Genomic DNA, 19821 nt, shown 5'->3' on the forward strand with positions numbered 1-19821 from the left:
ATGTATGTAATTGTACATCCCCACACACATATTAACACCCTTATCATAATTGTGCAATATTTTTGAAATAGAGAGATTATTTTATTTTTAAGAACAAACCATTAAAATTTTCTTTTTCCAATATACTTTGCAACATTTTGCAAAGCATATTTTGCCTGCCCGCGCGGTAATGGTTTTATTACTTCTAATGCTTTATGTAAATAACGTTCACTAAATGCGAATGCTTGATCAATTGCTGGACTCATTTTAATCGCATGAATAATTTCTTTCATTTCACTTGCCGTTGTATTTTCATGAACTGATACAATTTTTTCACGAAGCTTTGGATCCTCCATAGCATACAAAGCTGGCAGCGTAACATTCCCCTGCAACAAATCGCCTCCTGCAGGCTTTCCAAGCTTTTCTTCTGTTGAGACAAAATCTAAAATATCATCAATAATCTGATAAGACATACCAACAAAATACCCATACCAAAACAAACGCTGTACAGTATCACGATTCGCACCTGAAGCAATTGCTCCTAACTGACAACTCGCAGCAATCAACAACGCTGTTTTTCTCTTTATTCTTCGCAAATATGTTCTTAAATTTTGATCATAGTTATACTTGTCTTTAATTTGTTCAATTTCACCTTTACACACTTCCAAAATCGTGTAAGATAAAGCTTGATGAGCTGCTGGAACTTCTAAATTCGTAATGCACTCAAGGGACTTCGCAAACAAATAATCCCCTGTATACATTGCGATACGATCTCCCCATTTCGCATTCACCGTCGCACTACTACGTCGCAAAAGTGCTGCGTCAATCACATCATCATGAACAAGGGAAGCCATATGAATGAGTTCTAATGCAACTGCCACATGCTTAATTGCATCTAACTTATAGTCCCCAAACTTCCCTGCAAGCAATACAAAAACAGGGCGAATTCGTTTCCCACCAGCCTCAATGAGCTGTAACGCCGCCTCTTCCACTAACTGCTGCTCTGAGGCAACAACCTTTTTTAATTCTTTTTCTATTACATTAATATCCGATCGTAAAAAAGAGTACATAAGTTGTAACTTCATATTGTTCACCTTAACCTAAAACGTCTTTTTTCTATTTTGATTCGGGTTTAAACCCTAAATGCATAGCTGCTACCCCAAAAGTAAATGGTTTCACTTGCACACGCTCAAGTCCAGCAGCTTCAAACATATTTGCTAATTCTTTCATCCCAGGGAATGTGCTAGCGGATTCCTGAAGCCATGAATATTCCTTATAACTTTTTGCAAACATCTTTCCAAACAACGGCATAATATATTTAAAATACAATATATACATTTGACGGAAACCTATCATCGTTGGTTGTGATGTTTCTAAACAAATCACTTTTCCACCCGGCTTTACCACGCGAGTCATTTCTTTTAATACATGCATATAATCTGGAACGTTACGCAATCCAAAACCAATTGTTATATAGTCAAATGTATCATCTTCAAACGGAAGCTCCATTGCATTCCCATGCATAAGTTCTACATGTTTTAATCCTAAAGCCTTTACTTTTTCCTTACCAACAGATAGCATATTTTCACTAAAATCTAAACCATATACTTTTCCGTTTGGACCAACAGCATTAGCAAGCGCAATTGTCCAATCCGCAGTTCCACAGCACACATCTAATGCCTTACTACCAGGTTTTACATCCATAATTCGCATTGTTTCTTTACGCCATGCTTTATGTCTTTGAAAACTAATAACCGAATTCATTACATCGTATTTATCAGAGATTTTCTCAAATACGTCATGTACTCTTTCTTCTTTTGATTGCTGCATGCTCTTACCCTTCTTCCAATATAAAATTGCTTATGTTCTCAATTTGTCTTTTAAAGTAGAAACTATACCGTCAATTTCTTTATGACTTTGTAGAAATGTATGTTCTTGTTTGTTCATTTCTTCTAACCACTCTTTAAAGACGGTTTCCACGTTTCTGTCATCATCATTTGATAGAGTTGCTTGAACCGCTTGAAAAACAGGTACATTTTGTCTTTCAGCATGCAATTGATACTCTCTTTGAAGACGATTTCTCCCTAATACATACGCCATAAACGGCTTCCAATGCGGTAAATGAAAATGGTCACATGTTTTCTGCAGAAGTGCTGATTCAATCATCATCACACTTTCAATGACTTCATCAACTATTTGATACTCCTTCTGATATAACATAATTTTATGTTCATTAATTTCTTTGATTCCTTCAGCAAGTGCACGAATAAGTACAATATCACAATTCATTGAAAGTAAATAATAATACAAGCCACTATAATAATCACCCGCAAGGACTGTGAGTTGACGACGCTTATGAAATCCACTTGTTTCTTTATCCGCTTTATTTGATACCTTTTCATGTGTATCAAGAGCAATTTGTACAAGCATAATCGTTACCACATAGTGATCAATCTGTTCTTTATGTAAATTTGCACTCTTTAAAGCAGCATATAAAAGTACTACTTTTTCCTCATCAATAACTGGTTCTTCAATATAATTTATAAAATAAGGATGGCGCAGTTTTGCTAGCAACTGCTCCTTTATACCCGCATACCCTCCGTAGATGTCACACACAAAAATCACCCTTGTTTTCTAATTCATAAAACTTATTATAACACATACAGTCTATTTTCTATAACCAAAACTTGGTTGATTCAAACAAACTGCAAGTAAAGCCCTATATACACAATAACGTGAAACTGTAATTAACAAGTTTTTTCTGATCTCCATTACTTGTTATCCACCGCCAATCGGTGCTATTATTGCCAAAAATAGCAAGATAAATAAAAAAGAAAAGCAGTTTCCCGCTTTTCTTTACTTCGTCTTAATAAAAGACAAAATTTCACTACGTGCTGCTGCATCATTTTCTAATACGCCACGCACTGCTGTAGTTACTGTTTTTGCACCAGGTTTTTTCACACCGCGCATTGTCATGCACATATGTTCTGCTTCCACAACTACCATCACGCCATGTGGTTCTAGTACTTCCATAATAGAATTAGCTACTGTTGATGTAATACGTTCTTGAAGTTGTGGACGGCGTGCAATTGTATCTACCGTACGAGCTAACTTACTTAAACCTGTGACTTTTCCACCACGTGGAATATATGCAACATGAGCAACTCCATAAAACGGAACAAGGTGATGCTCACACATCGAATAAAATGGAATATCTTTTACTAATACAAGCTCTTCGTGATCTTCTCCAAATACTTTATGCAGGTGTTCCTTTGGATCTTCATGCATCCCTGAGAATACTTCTGCATACATCTTTGCAACACGTTTTGGTGTATCAAGTACTCCCTCGCGATTTGGATCGTCTCCAATTGCCTCTAAAATAAGGCGCACTGCTTGCTCAATTTGTTCTAAATTAACTTTTGCCATCCGCTAGCCCTCCCGAAAAACCTAAAAGTGATACGAACACATTCTAGCATATTTATGATTTTAAAAGCAAAAAGAAGAGTCTCCAAAAAGGAAACTCTTCTTCCCTGTTAATATGTAAGGATTATTTAACCGCATCTTTTAACGCTTTACCAGGTTTGAATGCAGGTACTTTGCTTGCAGCGATTTCAATTTCCTCACCAGTTTGTGGGTTGCGTCCTTTACGAGCCGCACGCTCACGAACTTCGAAGTTACCGAATCCGATCAATTGTACTTTATCACCTTGTTTTAAAGCTTCTAAGATAGAATCAAAAACAGCGTCAACTGCTTTTGTTGCATCCTTTTTAGAAAGGGAACTTGCTTCTGCAACAGCATTGATTAAATCTGTCTTGTTCATGCCATTCACCTCCTCCCAAAGATAGGACTGTATAATGATCATAAAATGAGTCTTACTTTCATTTGTAGGCAATTTTTACAAATTCTATACTACAAAGATGTAGATAAATCATTATCAACGCCTATATTATACGATTCTCCTGTATAATTCAATATTTTTAAAGAAATTGTTACCTCGAAAATGTGAAAAACTGATGAAACTTGACAATATGCAACAAAGTATTAGATAATTGCTATTTATTTTTCCTATTATTCACTACAAAAATGAAAAATCCCTCTGCATGCAGAGGGATTTTTCCTATAATATAATTGCAATTAATCCACCAGATCCTTCGTTAATAATTCTTTCTAATGTTTCTTTTAATTTATAGCGTGCATTTTCTGGCATTAGAGACAATTTCGCTTGAATTCCTTCTCGGACAATTGAACTAAGCGAACGTCCAAAGATATCAGAATTCCATATTGATAGCGGATCATCTTCAAAATCTTGCATTAAGTAACGAACAAGTTCTTCACTTTGTTTTTCGGTACCTATAATCGGTTCAAATGTGGATTCAACATCTACTTTAATCATATGAATAGATGGCGCAACAGCTTTTAATTTCACACCAAATCGTGACCCGTGGCGAATAATTTCTGGTTCATCTAGACTCATATCAGCTAGAGCTGGGGCAGCTACACCATATCCGGTTTGTTTCACCATTCGTAAAGCATCTGAAACTTGATCATATTCTGTTTTCGCATGAGAGAAATCAAGCATAAGCTTTAACAAATGATCTTTCCCTCTAATTTCTACACCTACAACTTCTTTTAAAATTTGATCGTACAACTCATCCGGCGCATATAAATCAATCTCGGCTACCCCTTGCCCCATATCAATCCCAGCCAAACTTGCCCGATCAATAAACTCATACTGGCTAAATTGCCAAACGACACGATCTACATCACGAAGCCGTTTTATATCTTTAACTGTCTCTTGAACAGCTTCTTGATAACTCTGACGTAACCAATGCCCCTCATTCAACACCATTACCCAGCTCGGAAGATTTACATTCACCTCTAAAACAGGGAATTCAAACAAAGCTTCTCGAAGTACATTGTATACATCTGTTTCTCTTAAACTCTCTACACTCATCGCGATTACCGGGATATCATATTCTTCTGATAAACTTTGACGTAGCTGCTCCGTATCTGGATGGTACGGCTGTACAGTATTAATGATCATGATAAATGGCTTTCCTACTTCTTTTAACTCATTCACTACGCGCTCTTCTGCTTCTATATAATCCCGTCTTGGAATTTCACCAATCGTTCCATCAGTTGTAATGACAACCCCAATAGTAGAATGCTCTTGAATCACTTTACGTGTTCCGATTTCAGCAGCCTCATGGAATGGAATAGGTTCTTCATACCAAGGCGTGTTAATCATGCGCGGACCATTCTCATCCTCATAACCTTTCGCTCCAGGAACTGTATAACCCACACAATCTACTAATCGAATATTTACCTCAAGACCGTCATCAACGTGGATGGAAACCGCTTGGTTTGGAACAAATTTTGGCTCCGTTGTCATAATCGTACGTCCAGCAGCACTTTGGGGTAATTCATCCTGCGCACGCTGCCGATCTGATTCATTTTCAATATTCGGAATAACAACAAGCTCCATAAATTTTTTTATAAACGTTGATTTCCCTGTTCGAACAGCCCCTACAACTCCGAAATAGATATCACCGCCTGTGCGCTCAGCAATGTCTTTAAAAATGTCTACCTTTTCCAAGTGATTCCCTCCCTCAAAATTTTTGGGAATAATTCAAGTTCTATTAACAAATCATACCCTCTCTGATGTTTCCTATAATATCTGATATAACATAAAGATATTCTGGAAGTTCGGACAATATATCATATGATTTTGTCCCAATTTCATATGACTATTTAAAAAGAACTTTTTGTTTGCATCACAAGTTGTATTACATGAAAAAACCTTTCTTCTAGAACTTATTCGCTAGAAGAAAGGTTCATGACTTATCATTTAAAAAAAATTGGCTCCCCGTTTCTTACTGTATAGGGTAAAGAATATGCAGGTACAAATGGTGAGTCCTTTAGAAGCATATTTCGAATATCCTCACCTTCTTTAAGATTCCCTTCATTTTTTTGTAGCATTTCATATAAATCCATTCGATAATCAACAAAAATCTCCCCTTTTTCATTCATTACGAGGGGCAATCCTTTTCCAGAATAAGGGCTAGTTACTTGCGGTACATCTTTATATCCCATCTTTTTAAAATCAAGTTCATACACACCATCCGCAATAACCTTTTTAAAAGGCGGATATTGATGTTCATCCCGATACATTCGCAATTTTAGCGTAACATCTTGAATTTGTTCTGCTATTCTTACATCAATTAACTTTACCGTTGGATTTGTTTCGACATCTACTAATACATATTGGTATACACCACCACTTTCATATGCATTCCCTGGCGCTTCCTGCATATAACGCGGTGCTAATTTTTGAAAATCGATAGGATATTTTTGATAAATTGGTGTACTCATGTCACGTGTCTTTATAGGTAACAAACCATTATTTTGCTCTTTATATGTATGAACAGCATTTTGAACAGCTTGTAACTGATCTTCATAGGGGACAGCATTTTGTTTCATATTTTCTCTTGGATACATACACCCTGCTAAAATGCTTGTACAACAAAATATTAAAATAATATAGACTTTTTTCAACGACAATCCCCCTTTATCATCTTGCTAGTGTATACCTCGTTACCGCTATGAAAGCAATTAGACCACTATGTTTAGTGAAATTTTATAATTTTTTAGCTGTCACGATTCGTCGCAAAATAAAAAACACCTTTCCTTTATTGCTCCACTGGTCCACTAAACACAACAAGGAAAATAACAATCCCAGATATGATCACAAGTGTATACGCAACACCCGCTGTAATCCCTTTCAAAAATTTACTCTTCATTCTATGTCTACTTATCAAAATAAAGATTACCGCCATGAACATAAATCCCATTGCCCCTAAAGAAAACCACATTTTTATAAGCCCCTCCGACATATGCACACCCCTTTATCCTCACTCCGTTTTTATACTATTTTAACAAATTAAAAAATTTAAACAAATAAAATTCATGATTTTATTATGAATTCTTTTCTCACCCAAACTTTTACTACAAATATTTTTCAAATCCATTAATCCATGATGCCACCAAGTGTGAAAACAAAAATAAAACCGAAGCGAATGCTTCGGTTGACCAAATATGCCCAAAAACAGCTCTATTTCCATTTCTTCATAGCTATCATATGCAATCTATAAACTCTGTGTTTCTCATACTTTATTTTTTAAACATCTTACCCAACGAGCTAAAGTCTGTCGGCATATTATTATTAATAATTGCTTTTACAATTTGATCTTCTTGCTCTTTCGGTACCTCTCGCCCTGCCATTATAGCAACTTGATGAATCAATTGACGGAGCACTTTCTCATCACGTAAATTCGCATTTTGTACAGATGATGCTAATTTAAAAATATCATCTTTATTCACTTTCGCTTCTTTCTCAATATTATTGAAAATGTTCTGATCCATTTCCTTCACCCTCTCTTCAAGTTACTTTTTATCGTATGCAAAAAGAAATAAAATGGTGAAAAGACCCAGAAAAACAAAAAAGCCATATAAGTGCGAAAGGCACCTATATAGCTTTTATTTACAATAAATCAGGGATAGCCTCAACTTCATGCTTTCGAACACGCCCCATCAATGAACCTACTGCATCTTTTACATTATTTCCATTGAACAGCACATCGTATAAGACTGATGTAATTGGCATTTCAACTTCCATTTTCTCTGCCAATTCATAAGCTGCCTTCGTTGTTCTTACACCTTCAACGACCATTCCCATACTGTCTAGTACTTCTTCTAAAGAATGTCCTTTTCCAAGCATATTTCCAGCACGCCAATTTCGACTATGAACGCTTGTACAAGTTACAATCAAGTCACCCATTCCTGTTAAACCAGCAAACGTTAGTGGGTTTCCGCCCATCTTTCTTCCTAAACGAGCAATTTCTGTTAAACCACGCGTCATTAGTGCTGCCTTCGCGTTATCTCCTAATCCAAGTCCATCTGTGATTCCAGCGGCTAATGCAATAATATTTTTTAATGCCCCACCAAGCTCTACCCCAATGATATCTGGATTCGTATATACTCGGAAATAACTGTTCATAAACAAATCTTGCACTTCTTCAGCTGCTTCCATACGTTTAGCAGCGGCAGTAACAGTTGTAGCTTGACGAAGCCCTACCTCTTCCGCGTGGCTTGGTCCTGATAGGACAACAACATCTCGAATAAGATGCGCTGGAATTTCTTCTTCAATCACTTCCGAAATACGTTTTGAAGTTCCTGGTTCAATTCCTTTACTCGCATGAATCCAAGTCATTGGTCCTGAAACAATTTCTTTCATATTTTGCAATACTTCCCGGTACGCTTTCGTCGGTACAACTAAAAGTACTGTATCTACATCTACTAATGCTTCTTCTAAAGAAGAGTAGGCTACGATTGTGCTTGGCAATGTAATCCCTGGAAGGTACCGACTGTTCTCATGTTTCATATTCATTTCATCCATGAGTTCAGAACGATTTCCCCAAATACGTACATCATGACCATTGTCAGCTAATACCATCGCTAACGCTGTTCCCCAGCTACCTGCTCCTACTACTGTGATTTTTTTCATAAAATCACATCCTCTCCATTAGTCTCTTGCTCTAGAAATAATTCGAATTGGCGTTCCTACGAAGCCAAACGACTCACGCAAACGATTCTTTAAGAAGCGCTCATATGAAAAGTGCATTAATTCTGGATCATTTACAAATACAACAAATGTCGGTGGTTTCACCGCGACTTGCGTTGCGTAGAAGATTTTCAAACGTTGTCCATTATGTGTTGGTGTTGGATTCATCGCCACCGCATCCATAATTACGTCATTTAATACATTCGTTTGTATGCGAATGCTATGGCTTTCATTCACTTCATTAATAACCGGTAATAATGTCTGTGTACGTTTTTTCGTTTTCGCAGATAAAAATACAATCGGTGCATAATCTAAAAATTGGAAGTGCGCACGAATATTTTCTTCAAATGCCTTCATTGTCTTTTCATCTTTTTTTACTGCATCCCACTTATTCACAACGATAATAACAGCTCGTCCTGAATCATGTGCATAGCCAGCGATTTTTTTATCTTGCTCAATAATTCCTTCTTCACCATCTAAAACAACTAAGACAACGTCAGAGCGTTCAATCGCTCTTAGTGCACGAAGTACACTATACTTTTCGGTACTCTCGTATACTTTCCCTTTTTTACGCATCCCAGCTGTATCAATAATAACGTAATCTTGGCCATCTTTCGTGTATGGTGTATCGACGGCATCACGTGTCGTTCCTGCTACATTACTTACGATTACACGTTCTTGACCAAGCAAAGCATTTACAAGTGATGATTTACCTACGTTCGGACGTCCAATTAATGAAAAGCGGATCGTTTCGTCATCGTATGCCTCTTCTTCAACCTTTGGAAAATGCTGCGCAGCTTCATCTAATAAATCCCCTAATCCCAAGCCATGTGTACCTGAGATTGGAAATGGCTCACCAAATCCTAATGCATAGAAGTCATAAATTTCATTACGCATCTCTGGATTATCTACTTTATTCACTGCAAGTACAACCGGTTTTTTAGAACGGTATAAAATTTTTGCAACTTCTTCGTCTGCTGCAGTTACACCGTCACGGCCGTTTGTCATAAAAATGATAACATCCGCTTCATCAATCGCTACTTCTGCCTGTTGACGAATTTGTGTCAAAAACGGCTCGTCTCCAATATCAATTCCACCTGTATCAATAATGTTAAATTCATGATTTAACCATTCTCCTGCACTATAAATGCGATCTCGCGTTACACCTGGGATATCTTCTACAATGGAAACTCTCTCTCCAACAATTCTATTGAAAATAGTAGATTTCCCTACGTTCGGGCGGCCTACTATTGCCACTACTGGTTTCGGCATATACTTTCATCCTTTCAATCTGCTTCTGTTTATTATGTAAAAAACCCTTCTTTGTGCAAGAAGGGATTTGCATTCCAGAATATTTCTTATCATATCAAAACATCTCATATTATATCACACGTTACTAATGTTTCACAATAATATATACATTCTCTTGCAAACGATGGGCAATGCCATCTAAAATTGCTTCTAAATTATTTGCGACAAACTCCATCTCTTCTTTTGACTCACAAACAAATAGCGGTGCCCCACCAGCAAACTTTTCTGGCATCGTTGTAATAACAGCAAGAATATAACTCTCTAATATCATCTTGTATCGCCCCTTCCTTTCGGAGCTTCTGATGACATGTGAACCGCACTTTCTAATGTTGGTACATTCCCTATTACAGCAATCGCTTTTTCTACATCTCGATCTTGCGGAAGTACAAATACACCTACTCTTCCATCCTCTAAATCACGCTTAGCTAGTGGCGCTAACGCGGGTGTTCCAGAATCTCTAAATATCCCTAATGCTACTGAAACATCATGTAAAATCGCTTGTCGTTGCCCAAGGTTGGCAATCGTTACCATTGCATCTATAGACTTAGGCTTTAAAATAAAGCCCATTCCATACTTCATAATTTCTTCTTGCCGTGCTGGCAATCCAATATTCATAATATAAATGTTATCAATGTAGAGTCCAGCCCCTTCAAAGTGAAGAGGACTATACTCAATATCTACAAGATCACTCAATCTTTTACCAGACATCAATATTTTGGCAATAAAGAGTCCTATTATACCAGCAACTACGCCAGCAATCCATGAATGAAAGCCTATATATGCGAATGTTGTCGCAAATGATGTTAACATCGCTAAATAGTTGCGACTTTCAAACACTATGGCTATTCCTTCAATATATGTGTTTCCACGCGGTACAAGTTCATACCCATCTAATTGTTGCAATGTATTCCTTTCCATATTTCGCACATCACGAAATTGAGTTGCTGCTAACGTCAAGAAAGTAATTGCTGAAAAATCTTTCTTCAAAATCGATGGAATTGCAATCGCCCCTAAAGCTGCTGCGATTAATCCCATAGCAATATGAATAATTTTCCCATGTAAACGTGTAGGATATTGTCTTGTATCTGTACGCAGCATAAAAATTCTTGTTACTGTTCCTGCAATCACGCCACACAAAATGGCTGGTGTATATTCAGTCATGTATTACCCTTGCCTTTCTTTTACATGTTTTTTCCTAAGCTGCCCTGTATAAGCCGATACTTTTGCGATCCAAATCAAAATTGCAACAATCAGCGTAGAAACAGCAACGATATCAAAAAATGCCAAACTACCAAATTCATACGGGAAATGTAGCTTGCGGAAAATAAACGTTACTAATATTTCCCCTTGTAACGCTCCCGCATATAAAGAGCATAGACGCAACAAACGGTCCTCGTGTAACAATATTGATGCATATACAAGAGCGCCACTTAACATAAAGGTTCGATTCATAACAATCCAGATTGGATCATACACTTCTAATAAACGAAAACTTGTATATAACATAGCGATGATAAGTGCTGAAAGTAAGACGTATAATTTTTTCCAAATAGAATATAGCGTAATCCCTAAAAAAGAAATGATGCCAAGTAAAAGAGCATTTACTGATATCGTGAAAGAAGCGATAGATACTGTTATTTGCGAGCAAATAATAAATATTAATATAACGGCACTTACCTTCCAACGAACAGATTCTTTTTTCATAAAAAATGTTGCAACAATCCAGCCCACCCATGCTAAAAAATAAAAATAATTTCCCTCCATATTTTTCCCTCCTATCATTTCCATTATGGGAACTTTTTATAAAAACTAATCCTTTTCTTCTTTCTGTATAGTTTTTCTTATAACAGCAACACTTTGTAATAAGGAGGTGGATACAAAAATGGGAAAAGATCGTCAAGAAAAGAAACTAAAGGAATCGCGCCGCGTTGAGTCTGATCGCAATCAATCACTGCAATACCCTGGTGCAACAGGGCTTGATACACCAGAGCAAGCAAGAAAACAAAATCAACATTAAAAAAGAACTGAAAAAGCAGCTCATATTAGCTGTTTTTTCAGTTCTTCTCCTGTGTTATTAATCCAATCTCTAACGCTTTGTTAACTGCTTCTACACGATTAGAAACTTGAAGCTTCGTATATATATTAATAATATGTGTTTTTACTGTTGAAATAGAAATATAAAGTTTTACACCAATTTCCTTATTCCTCACCCCAGTAGCTAAGACACCTAACACTTCTAATTCTCGCTGACTTAACATTGGGTCTATTTCTTCTTTTTGCTTTTCTCCTAATAATTGAAATAAAAAATCTTGTTCTGCCTTATTTAAATCTTGTAACCTTTCTTTTTTCAAGCATACGAATAATGGTTTCAATTGTTTTTCCATTAATTTATATGGTGACAGGATACTATTTTCATAACTATAATAGATAGCTTCTCTCAATAGATTTAGCTGTTCTCGTTTCCCTTTTTTATTTTTTTCTAATATACAAACCTTCAATAACAATGATTCAATGAGTACAATCCGCATTTTGTTTTTTCTTGTAATTTCTGCAACCTCATCAATTACATGTAGTGACTCCTGTATATTCCCTTTCCAGGATAAAATTTTTGCATATAATAGCTTATCTTCCATTCTCAAACGTTTTTTTATCTTCTTTTGATGGTACATGGAAACAAACAGATTGATTTGCTCTCTATATTCTCCCTCAAGCTCTATTGCATATTTTAATAAAGATGCTAAATATTGTTGATATACAGGAAATGCTTGTAACTGACGAATTATCTCTACTGCACTCGGATAATTCCCTTTCAAAATTTGAAGTTCCATAACATTATATAAATACCCTTTTTCTAAAGCGGACTCTCCTTGCGAAACCTTTTCTAAAGACTGCTCCGCCAAATCTAATTGCAATCGTTTTAAATAAATACCTGTTACTCCAATATAACAGCTTTCTAACATTGTCCTCAAAATTGGATGCTTCTCAATGAACGAAAATATTTCACCATATAACTTTTCACATTCATTTAATTCTCCTAAATCTTCTTTTATTTGACTTAATGAACTTAAAATAACAATCTTTACATATGGATTTTTAATTTTCTGTTCAAGCATTTGAGCCTTGTGGAGCATATATATAGCTTCTTTAACTCGTTCCTGAAACCTTAGAAGAAACGATAATTCCGCATAAATAATTGCTTTCGTCACATCACTCATATTCATCTCATCCATTTCAGTGATAAACGCTACATCTACATATAAATTTTCTTCCACAATTAAGGCTTTACAAAATTCAAATACCCTCCAATATTCTGATTCACTGTTTTGTTCATAAATAACTGTTAATATGTCTACGCAGCGTTCTAATTCCAAATTGCAGTAATAATAAAATATAAGCTGAAAAGCCAATTCCTTACGTCTCACAACAAAGGATAGTGGAATATGGTGTAGATATCCCCAGCCATTTCGATTCTGTCCATATCTTTCAATTTTATCTAAAGCTGCTTCATAATCTTTCGCCTCTAACAATACCTTTACACACTCATCAAAATCTCCTAGCTGTTCATATATATAAGCTGCACGTAAATACAGTTCCTCCTTCTCTTCTTTTTCTAACTTCTCAAAACAATGTTGTAAAAATTGTTGAAAAATGGCGTGGTAACGGTATATTCCTCTCTCTTCATCAATCACTGTCATAAATAAATTCTTTTGAAATAATCGTTTTAATATTTCCTTTTCATTTGGTTTTCCTAAAAATTGATTACAGATTCCTTCCGTAAAATAGCTTAAAATCGAAGTTTTGATTAGAAAATCTTTTTCCTCCTCTTTTAAATCATTTAATATCTCATTTGATAAATATGTGATTACATATTTATTAAGAGCCTTTATATTTTCGATATCATTACGCCGATCTAATTTCGCAAGCGCAAGAAGCTGAAGCCCACCAATCCACCCTTCAGCTAATCCGTTCATTTTTTGAACAAGTTCCCGTTTGATATTTAATCCCAATGTTTCTTGAATAAATTGAACCCCTTCATGAAAGGATAATTTTAAATCTTTGTCACCAATTTCTAAAATCGTTCCTGCCATCAATAATTCTCCGGTATATATATTCGGTTCATCCCTTGTTAATATAATCATTCGAATATTAGGAGAAGAATGTTTTAAAAAATATCTTATAGACTCATTTACCTCACGATCCGCAATATAGTGAAAATCGTCAAAAACAATTGTAATATTTTCTTCTTTACTTAATAGATTAATAAGCTCTATGACAATATACTTCATGTCTTCCTTGTGCATAATTGTTTGGAATAAAGTAAAAATCTCCTCTTCCTCTTTCAAAAAAACGCGTAAACTCTCCAACACATAATACCAAAAAGAAAACAATGTATTATTTTCTTCATCTAATGAAATCCAAGCTACTGGTAACCTTGGATATTCCTTAAAAAACGATGCCAAGACAGTGGTTTTCCCACTGCCAGCTGCACCTTTTATTACAATTAACTTATAATTATCTAAATCTTGTAGCTTCCGAAATATGCTCTCCCTTTTTACGTAATTCTGTCGCGGAACTGGAGGCATAAGTTTAGTCGAAAGAATTTGAAATTCTATATTCATCCTATCACCTTGTCATTCATTCTCAATTCCCAGTTTATCCTAAATTTTACCCGTTTTCACCATTTTATTATGCATCCATACACTCATTGCGAAAAATAGCATCATAATTATTACAACATATATAAAATGACCTATATTATCAATTATACGATGACCATTTTCAATTGATTCAATAAATAGAAGATACTGTTTTTGAGGAAGCATTCTTACAAACCAATCAATTATTGTCCCATTGTCTTTTACAGGAAAAAACAACCCCGACAAAATAGATGTAAGAACAATTATTGAAGAAGATAACATAACGACGTTATCTTCTTTCTTTATTATCGTGCTCATAAATAAAGAAAAAGAAATTCCCAGTAAAACAAGAATTGCTAACATATAACTATATTCTAAATAACTAAATCCTATTTTCACATTAAAAATACTCTTTTCAATCATCAAAATGAGAAATATCGGGATATATAGCATACAGAATACGAACAAAATATGCCCCAATAGATAATTGTTTATCCGTATTTTTGAAGATACAATTCGAATCAATATTTTCTTTTCTCGATCCTCTTTATAAAAGTGCATAAACATAACACTACCTAATAAAACAAACATACAAACATACCCTAATATATTTGTACCAATTTTGCGTGTCTCTTTCGTATGAACAGATTGATTTCTCTTTTTCCCAATAGCATTTTCTATTTCTTCCTTAAACGCTTTCCCTTTTATTGTTTTTATATCCAGCTGACCATTCTCCTTCATAGCAATGGCTGCATCGTATTTTTTCATCACAAACTCTGACATATTGGGTGCTTCCTTCACCTTAGTAACCTGAAACCCTTCTGCTTGAATTTCAACATGCTTCCCATTCGTTACATAGGCAATATTGCCCTTCATCTCAAATTTTGATGTGAAAAAAATTGCAAGAGCGATTGAAACACTCGTCAGCATAATCGTTAAAAATACATAGCTCTTTTTACTTAAAACTCGATTTAAATTATACTTAAAAATAATCCCAATTTCATTCATACATAATCCTCCTCTTTAAAAAAGACGGAACAGAAAAATAGCCCTAAACTAGACAACACAATGAATATACTCCCTGTTACACCAAATAAACTCAAATCGTGATCATACACAATTTTCATCATACATTCTACAACCCACTTCACAGGAGAAATATACGATACAACACGGATCATGTCTCCGTATCCATCAAGCGAAAAGAAAATACCGCCCAAAATTGCAAAAATATTATTTATAATTGTTAATATCGCATTTGTCACTTCTTCACTTTTTAAAATGCAACAACATAGTATTCCTACAACAGAAGAAAGCATATTAAACAATAGCGCTATTATAACTACATAAATAGCATAACGGCCCCCAAACGATACCTTTAGCCATATATGTGTCACCAGCATTACAAATAGTAAGCAAATAGAAGTAAATGTAAATGTCGCTAATACCTTCGTTATATATACATAAGAAGTACGAATCGGACTATACATGACTCTTAAATTACTGCTCTTTAAACTTGATTCCATGAAACTATTTGATGCTGTCATAGAAACATTTAATACACTATAAATTAATATCGTAATCCCATAATAATCATAAGAGGTAATCGCCCCCTCTCCATAGATATCACTACTTAAATAACCAAGAATCACGATAAACAATAAAGGGAAAATTGTATTCGTTAATACAAGAGGGGGATTTGTTATAATGTTCATCATATCTCTTTTATAAAGGGTTAAAAATCCCATATGAACCACCTTCAATCTCTTAATTTTCTCCCCGTAAGTTGTAAAAATACAGTTTCCAAACTAGCTACTTCACTTGTCATATTTTTTATTTTTACACCCTTATTCATAAGAAGAGCAATCACCTTATCTAAATTTTCTACACCCTTTATCACAGTAATTTGCAATAATTCTCCTGTTACTTTTACATCTCTTACTCCTTCTACTATAAATAACTCTTCTCCGATTCCTTTTGTAATCCCATCACATTCAATGGAATAACATATATCATTCATAATATGTTCTTTCAATTCTTCTTTTGACCCTTCCGCAATGACTTCCCCACGATCAATCACGATAATTCTAGTTGAAATTCCCTCTACTTCCTCCATGTAATGTGTCGTATATAAAATCGTAGCCCCCTTCTCTCTTAAATGCTGGATAGATTGCAAAATATGATTACGGGACTGCGGGTCAATCCCTACAGTTGGCTCATCCATAATAATGACTCTTGGCTTATGGGCAATTGCACACGCTATATTCAATCTCCTTTTCATGCCACCAGAAAAAGTTTTTGGTTTTTCCTTTCTCTTATCTAAAAGAGAAACAAATTGTAAAGCTTCTGTTACAGATTCTTGCAGTTCATCTCCCTTCAAGCCATAGAGAGAGGCGAAAAATGCAACATTCTTTTCAGCTGATACCTCTTCATATATGGCTAAATCTTGCGGAACAATTCCTAAAAAACTTTTTATATATCGTTCATTTCCTTTATAATTCTTCCCATCAAATAAAATCTCTCCCTTATCTTGTTTCAATATTGTTGATAATAAGTGAATAAGCGTACTTTTCCCGGCCCCATTCGGCCCAAGAAAGCATAAAATTTCACCTTCCCATACAGAAAACGAAATATTAGATAGCGCTGCAAAGTCCCCATAGCACTTCGTTACTTTATCCACTTCAATAATTTTGTTCATACCATCTTCTCCTTTCCTCTTCATTGTACGAAACAGATACATAAAAAAAATCAACCGAACGGTTGATTCTTTCGGTTGATTTTTTATTCTTATCTTATTTTGATTTATGAATAACCTACAAAAAACTTAAAAAGCATTACCTCTTACTATAGTGTGTAGTATCAATCCCACGTTGCGATAACCAATGATACGTATCGCCTTTCACAATGAGTGGCACTTTCTGAAGTTCAGATATTGTGCTAGCTCCAAGAGCCGTCATAATAAACTGTAAATCCATATGTAAAAGTTCTATTTCATCCATTAATTTCTGGGTACCTTCATTCATCAATATACGTAAAAAACATCCGGCAAAAGCAGTCGCCTGTGCCCCTAGCGCAATTGCTTTTGCTACATCAAGCGCAGTTTGTATGCCGCCAGATGCAATGAGAGAGAGGTTATTATTTGTAGAGGATGCTTCTATTATTGAGGGAGCCGTCTGAATACCCCAATCATTAAAATAAGAAAGCATTCGCTTCCTTCTTTCATTTTCCACAGCAGCAAAATTTGTCCCTCCCTGACCACCAATATCTACAGCTGTCACGCCTACATCGGCTAACTGCCGCACTGTTTCTTTACTCATTCCAAAACCTACTTCTTTCACTATAACAGGTACTGTAGAACTGCGAACAATTTTTTCAATCCGTTCTAATACTCCTGTAAAATCTCGATCACCTTCTGGCATCGTTAATTCTTGAATAACATTCAAATGGATTTGCAAAGCATTGGCTTCAATCATGTCAACCGCACGATTTGCTTGCTCAACTGTCGCTTCACTACCTAAGTTTGCAAAAACAAGTCCGTTTGGATTTACTTTTCTAACAATTCGATAAGAGGATGCTTCTCTTTCATCTTTTAACGCTGCCATTTGAGAACCGACAGCCATCGCAAGTTTATGATGTTTCGCTACATACGCTAACTGTTCATTAATATGTAATGTTTGATCTCCACCACCGCCAGTCATCGCATTGATAAAAATCGGCGAACTTAGTGAAAGTTCGCCGATTTTTGTTTCACATGTAATACTTTCATAACTTGAATTTGGCAAGCTTTGATGGACAAATTCAATATCATGAAAGCCGTGTGTACGAGACTGCCCGGTGGAAAGAGCGTATTCAATATGTTCTAATTTACGTTTTGCCCTTGCCACTTGTACCCCTCTTTATTTCTTTAATTTTTTCAATTGTTCACCGATAATATCACTAAATTGGAAAGTTGCAGACTCAGAAGCTGGCTCATATTGGCTATAATCTTCTGTTACATTATTTTCTTCAAGAGCTTCTTTTATGCTTAAAGAAATACGTTTTTCTGCTGCATGTACTTCAAGTACTTTCACTTTCACTTCTTGTCCCATTTCTAATACTTCATTTGGATTTTTCACGTGACGATTTGCGATTTGTGACACATGCACAAGTCCTTCTACACCTGGTAAAATTTCCACGAAAGCACCGAACGTAACAATACGTCTTACTGTTCCCTCTCGAACATCTCCCACTTTTATTTCAGCAGCAACATTTTCCCAAGGACCTGGCTGAGCTGCTTTAATTGATAAAGAAATACGATGTGTATCTGCATCAACGGATAATACTTTTACTTTTACCTTTTGTCCTTGTTCTAATAAGTCAGAAGGCTGTTCAACACGATCATGGGAAATTTGTGAAATATGAACTAAACCATCTACACCGCCAACGTTAACAAAAGCACCAAAGTCCGTTAATCTTTGCACGGTTCCTTCCACAATATCTCCTTCTTTTAAAGAAGAGATAGCCTCTTTTTTCTTAGAATCTAATTCTTGTTCTACTACCGCTTTATGTGAAAGAATAACACGGTTCTTTTCGCGATCTAGTTCAACAATCTTCACCGCTAATGTTTTCCCTTTGTATTCAGTAAAATCTTCTACATAATGTACTTCTACAAGTGAAGCTGGAATAAATCCGCGGACACCAAGATCCACAACTAAACCACCATTCACGATATCTTTTACAGTAACATCAAATACATCACCAGAATTGAATTTCTCTTGTAATTCTGTCCACGCTTTCTCTGCATCAACAGCTCGCTTAGATAAAACAAGATCGTCATCTTCTAATTTAATAACTTTCAACTCAAGAGTTTGGTCTAATTCTACAACATCGCTCGCTTTTTCAATATGAACGTTAGCTAATTCACTAATAGGAATAACGCCATCTGTTTTGTATCCAACATTTACAAGAACTTGTTTTTCTTCAACTTTTGTTACAGAACCCGTAACAACGTCACCCACTTGTAATGCTTTTGAATCCATCACTTCTTCATTCATTTTCTCTACCATTGAAATACCTCCCTACAGAATTGACAAAGCCTTTTTTATGTATATACGAAATGAAAACAAATGCTTTCATTTGCATGTTATAAGAAATGTTCCACACATACCCAATTCCAATACACTTTATAGGAAAATACATAAAACCTATATAATTAGTATACAGCAAATTTGCCTTGAATAAAGTATGTTTTGAAATATAATAGCGAATATATTCTGACAGTTCTATCCCTCTTTA

General features: G+C 35.4%; 20 protein-coding genes and 1 pseudogene. 1 reads left to right on the top strand and 20 read right to left on the bottom strand.

The features are described 5' to 3' along the window. Nucleotides 1–101: 101 nt before the first annotated feature. From hepT to COO03_RS11140, 14 genes and pseudogenes are all read right to left on the bottom strand, one after another. Nucleotides 102–1064: a heptaprenyl diphosphate synthase component II gene (hepT, locus tag COO03_RS11070; RefSeq protein WP_097897235.1), complete on the bottom strand. Its 963-nt coding sequence runs from the start codon at nucleotides 1062–1064 to the stop codon at nucleotides 102–104. 31 nt (nucleotides 1065–1095) lie between these two features. Continuing rightward, nucleotides 1096–1809: a demethylmenaquinone methyltransferase gene (locus tag COO03_RS11075; protein WP_097897236.1), complete on the bottom strand. Its 714-nt coding sequence runs from the start codon at nucleotides 1807–1809 to the stop codon at nucleotides 1096–1098. Nucleotides 1810–1839: 30 nt separating this feature from the next. Then, nucleotides 1840–2595 carry a heptaprenyl diphosphate synthase component 1 gene (locus COO03_RS11080; RefSeq protein WP_097897237.1) on the bottom strand — a complete coding sequence of 252 codons (756 nt, stop codon included), beginning with the start codon at nucleotides 2593–2595 and terminating at the stop codon, nucleotides 1840–1842. 240 nt (nucleotides 2596–2835) lie between these two features. Beyond that, a complete protein-coding gene (gene folE, locus COO03_RS11085) occupies nucleotides 2836–3405 on the bottom strand; it encodes a GTP cyclohydrolase I FolE (RefSeq protein WP_026591201.1) in 570 nt (189 codons plus the stop codon). 121 nt (nucleotides 3406–3526) lie between these two features. Next, nucleotides 3527–3799 carry an HU family DNA-binding protein gene (locus COO03_RS11090; protein ID WP_001043860.1) on the bottom strand — a complete coding sequence of 91 codons (273 nt, stop codon included), beginning with the start codon at nucleotides 3797–3799 and terminating at the stop codon, nucleotides 3527–3529. 297 nt (nucleotides 3800–4096) lie between these two features. Beyond that, nucleotides 4097–5575, bottom strand: a complete 1479-nt coding sequence (gene spoIVA / locus COO03_RS11095) for a stage IV sporulation protein A (protein ID WP_097897238.1) — start codon at nucleotides 5573–5575, stop codon at nucleotides 4097–4099. A gap of 248 nt (nucleotides 5576–5823) precedes the next feature. Then, nucleotides 5824–6534 carry a hypothetical protein gene (locus COO03_RS11100; protein ID WP_097897239.1) on the bottom strand — a complete coding sequence of 237 codons (711 nt, stop codon included), beginning with the start codon at nucleotides 6532–6534 and terminating at the stop codon, nucleotides 5824–5826. A gap of 134 nt (nucleotides 6535–6668) precedes the next feature. After that, nucleotides 6669–6872: a DUF2768 domain-containing protein gene (locus COO03_RS11105; RefSeq protein ID WP_097897240.1), complete on the bottom strand. Its 204-nt coding sequence runs from the start codon at nucleotides 6870–6872 to the stop codon at nucleotides 6669–6671. A 277-nt stretch (nucleotides 6873–7149) separates the two neighbouring features. Then, a complete protein-coding gene (locus COO03_RS11115) occupies nucleotides 7150–7401 on the bottom strand; it encodes a stage VI sporulation protein F (RefSeq protein WP_141523196.1) in 252 nt (83 codons plus the stop codon). 118 nt (nucleotides 7402–7519) lie between these two features. Beyond that, complete coding sequence (locus tag COO03_RS11120; protein WP_097897243.1) at nucleotides 7520–8542, bottom strand: NAD(P)H-dependent glycerol-3-phosphate dehydrogenase; 1023 nt, start codon at nucleotides 8540–8542, stop codon at nucleotides 7520–7522. Between the two features lie 18 nt (nucleotides 8543–8560). Next, on the bottom strand, nucleotides 8561–9871 hold the full coding sequence (gene der, locus COO03_RS11125) for a ribosome biogenesis GTPase Der (protein ID WP_097897244.1): 1311 nt from the start codon (nucleotides 9869–9871) through the stop codon (nucleotides 8561–8563). Nucleotides 9872–9995: 124 nt separating this feature from the next. Then, a complete protein-coding gene (locus tag COO03_RS11130; protein WP_097897245.1) occupies nucleotides 9996–10181 on the bottom strand; it encodes a capping complex subunit for YIEGIA in 186 nt (61 codons plus the stop codon). Beyond that, a complete protein-coding gene (locus tag COO03_RS11135; protein WP_097897246.1) occupies nucleotides 10178–11071 on the bottom strand; it encodes a YIEGIA family protein in 894 nt (297 codons plus the stop codon). Before COO03_RS11135 ends, COO03_RS11130 begins: the two co-directional genes overlap by 4 nt. Next, nucleotides 11064–11674: pseudogene (locus tag COO03_RS11140) on the bottom strand (YphA family membrane protein). Before COO03_RS11140 ends, COO03_RS11135 begins: the two are co-directional and overlap by 8 nt. 118 nt (nucleotides 11675–11792) lie before the next feature. Here COO03_RS11140 and COO03_RS11145 point away from each other — a divergent pair. After that, complete coding sequence (locus COO03_RS11145; RefSeq protein WP_097897247.1) at nucleotides 11793–11927, top strand: YpzI family protein; 135 nt, start codon at nucleotides 11793–11795, stop codon at nucleotides 11925–11927. A 37-nt stretch (nucleotides 11928–11964) separates the two neighbouring features. On the opposite strand, the gene COO03_RS11150 is transcribed toward COO03_RS11145, so the two are convergent. The 6 genes from COO03_RS11150 to rpsA all read right to left on the bottom strand — a co-directional run bounded on the left by COO03_RS11150 (nucleotide 11965) and on the right by rpsA (nucleotide 19592). Beyond that, complete coding sequence (locus COO03_RS11150) at nucleotides 11965–14529, bottom strand: LuxR C-terminal-related transcriptional regulator (RefSeq protein WP_097897248.1); 2565 nt, start codon at nucleotides 14527–14529, stop codon at nucleotides 11965–11967. A 39-nt stretch (nucleotides 14530–14568) separates the two neighbouring features. Beyond that, nucleotides 14569–15555, bottom strand: a complete 987-nt coding sequence (locus COO03_RS11155) for an ABC transporter permease (protein ID WP_097897249.1) — start codon at nucleotides 15553–15555, stop codon at nucleotides 14569–14571. After that, a complete protein-coding gene (locus COO03_RS11160) occupies nucleotides 15552–16295 on the bottom strand; it encodes an ABC transporter permease (protein WP_097897250.1) in 744 nt (247 codons plus the stop codon). Before COO03_RS11160 ends, COO03_RS11155 begins: the two co-directional genes overlap by 4 nt. A gap of 11 nt (nucleotides 16296–16306) precedes the next feature. Then, nucleotides 16307–17245, bottom strand: a complete 939-nt coding sequence (locus COO03_RS11165; protein WP_097897251.1) for an ABC transporter ATP-binding protein — start codon at nucleotides 17243–17245, stop codon at nucleotides 16307–16309. Nucleotides 17246–17381: 136 nt separating this feature from the next. Continuing rightward, on the bottom strand, nucleotides 17382–18431 hold the full coding sequence (gene fni, locus COO03_RS11170) for a type 2 isopentenyl-diphosphate Delta-isomerase (protein WP_097897252.1): 1050 nt from the start codon (nucleotides 18429–18431) through the stop codon (nucleotides 17382–17384). A gap of 12 nt (nucleotides 18432–18443) precedes the next feature. Beyond that, the gene (rpsA, locus tag COO03_RS11175; RefSeq protein WP_097897253.1) at nucleotides 18444–19592 is read right to left on the bottom strand and encodes a 30S ribosomal protein S1; all 1149 of its coding nucleotides are present in this window, start codon (nucleotides 19590–19592) and stop codon (nucleotides 18444–18446) included. Nucleotides 19593–19821 lie beyond the last annotated feature (229 nt).

Origin of the sequence: Bacillus sp. AFS098217 (assembly GCF_002551815.1) — a bacterium.
GTDB lineage: Bacteria > Bacillota > Bacilli > Bacillales > Bacillaceae_G > Bacillus_A.